This window comes from Halorubrum tibetense, from assembly GCF_042661865.1.
GTDB lineage: Archaea > Halobacteriota > Halobacteria > Halobacteriales > Haloferacaceae > Halorubrum > Halorubrum tibetense.
Map to the genome: position 1 here is coordinate 1 of NZ_JBHSWW010000375.1, position 1946 is coordinate 1946.

2 protein-coding genes are annotated in these 1946 nt (G+C 53.5%); both read left to right on the forward strand.

Annotated features, from left to right (window positions below):
* Positions 1 to 126 precede the first annotated feature (126 nt).
* Positions 127 to 1668, forward strand: coding sequence for an ATP-binding protein (locus ACFQEU_RS15210; protein ID WP_379783525.1), 1542 nt, complete (start codon positions 127 to 129; stop codon positions 1666 to 1668).
* On the forward strand, positions 1665 to 1946 hold a 282-nt coding region (locus tag ACFQEU_RS15215), incomplete at its 3' end, for a hypothetical protein (RefSeq protein ID WP_379783527.1). The genes ACFQEU_RS15210 and ACFQEU_RS15215, both read left to right, overlap by 4 nt.

A 1946-nucleotide genomic window follows, 5' to 3' on the forward strand; every position in this document is an offset into this window, starting at 1 on the left:
TCTCACCGGGACGCCGGAGTGGAACGATACGGATACTGCCAGCAAACACGACGTTGACAACGACGAACAGACGTAACTGTCGCACGAAATGAGAGAACAGTCATAGGAGTCGCCGATCCGAACATCATGCCCACGAACGAACAGCATACGAATCGGGAAGCAGTCGACGAATCCAAGCGCGTGCTCACTTTGGTCACTGACCCGGGAAATCAGCGTGTCCTTGAAGAGTGGCTCACCGCACACGATCAGTACACACTTGTCGAAACTACGAATATTGCTGAGGCTACATTCGATTGCTGTCTACTCGACAGAAAGCAGTTGGACGAACACCGGTCGGAACTTCTGAAGCGTAAAGAAGACGAACAGATCATTCTCCCGTATCTCTTGTTAGTTCCGGAGTCGAAACACCAAGAGATTCACACTCGTCTACAGAACGAACATCCGGTACTGTGGGATGCGATTGACGGATTGATCGACATGCCACTCACAGAACATCGACTTAGTGAACAGCTAGAGACATTTCTCCGCCTTCGAGATCAGTCGATTGTCGCATACAATCAGCGCGCACAACTCCGACAGATCCGGGATCAACACGCCGGTCACGGGGTGTTAATTGCCGATACAGACGGCACAATCGAGTACGTTAATGAAGGATTTGAATCTCAGTCAGGCTATACGAGCGAGGAAGTTGTCGGTTCCAACCCGCGCATTCTCAAATCAGGTGAACACGATGAGGCGTTCTATGAGGAGTTGTGGAACACCATCACAGCGGGTGACGTCTGGGACGGTACAGTCATCAACAGTCGAAAAGATGGGGATCGGTATGTTATCGAACAGACGATCGCTCCGGTAGAAGGCCCTGATGGAGAGATTACGCAGTTCATCGCCGTCAACCACGAAATTACTGAGCTGAGAGAGCTAGAAGAGAGTCTCCGCCAGCAACGCGAGCAACTCGAGGTGTTGAACCGAGTTCTCCGACACGACATCCGGAACGATATGAACGTTGTTGTCGCGTGGGGCGAAATGCTTGAAGATGAGGTAACGCCAACTGGACAGGAGAAACTCGACAGGATTCTCCGGGCGGGGCGACACGTCGTCGAACTCACGAATGTCGCCCGAGACCTCTCAGAAATCATTCACGGTGACGGGACGCCGGACCTCAAGCCAATCCCGCTTCGACAGATCCTCAGTGAGGAACTTGAAAAGCGTCGAGAGACGTTCGCAAATGCCGAGATTACGATGGCAGATCCACCCGATCGAGGTACACACGTGCTGGCGAACGAGTTGCTCTCGTCGGTGTTTCGGAACCTCGTCAACAACGCCGTCCAGCACAACCATACAGCTCAACCGAAGGTGATGATTACTGTTGAGGAAGCTGACGAGTCAGTCCGCATCAGAGTGGCTGATAACGGACCGGGAATTTCAGACGATGTGAAAGAGAGTCTGTTCCGGGAGGGTGAGAAAGGGCTTGAAAGCGGGGGAACCGGAATGGGTCTATTTCTCGTCGACAGTCTTGTTGAGAGTTACGGCGGGAATGTCTGGATCGAGGACAGAGTGGAGAGCGAATTGTTCGATAATCCTGACGAAGCGGATCCAGCCGGCGCGGTTTTTATTGTCGAGTTACGGACGACGGCGAAACAGGACAAAATCGATGGAGGACGTGAATGAACGACGCGTACCCTACGGACGATTCACCCGATGATGGCGCTGGGCAGGCAGCCTTGTTCCCATTACTCTCTGGAGAGGGGAATCAACGGTTGGTGGTTGAGTGGATCCAAGCTCATGACCGCTATACGCTGGTCGATCCGGACCAGCCGGTCGAAACGGCGACGTTCGACTGCTGTATCCTCGACGGGGAGATGCTACAGACACACGCTGAGACGCTTCGAGCCCGAAAACGCAAGGCGAAGCCGGCTCTGTTGCCGTGTCTTCTGCTCATACCGGAG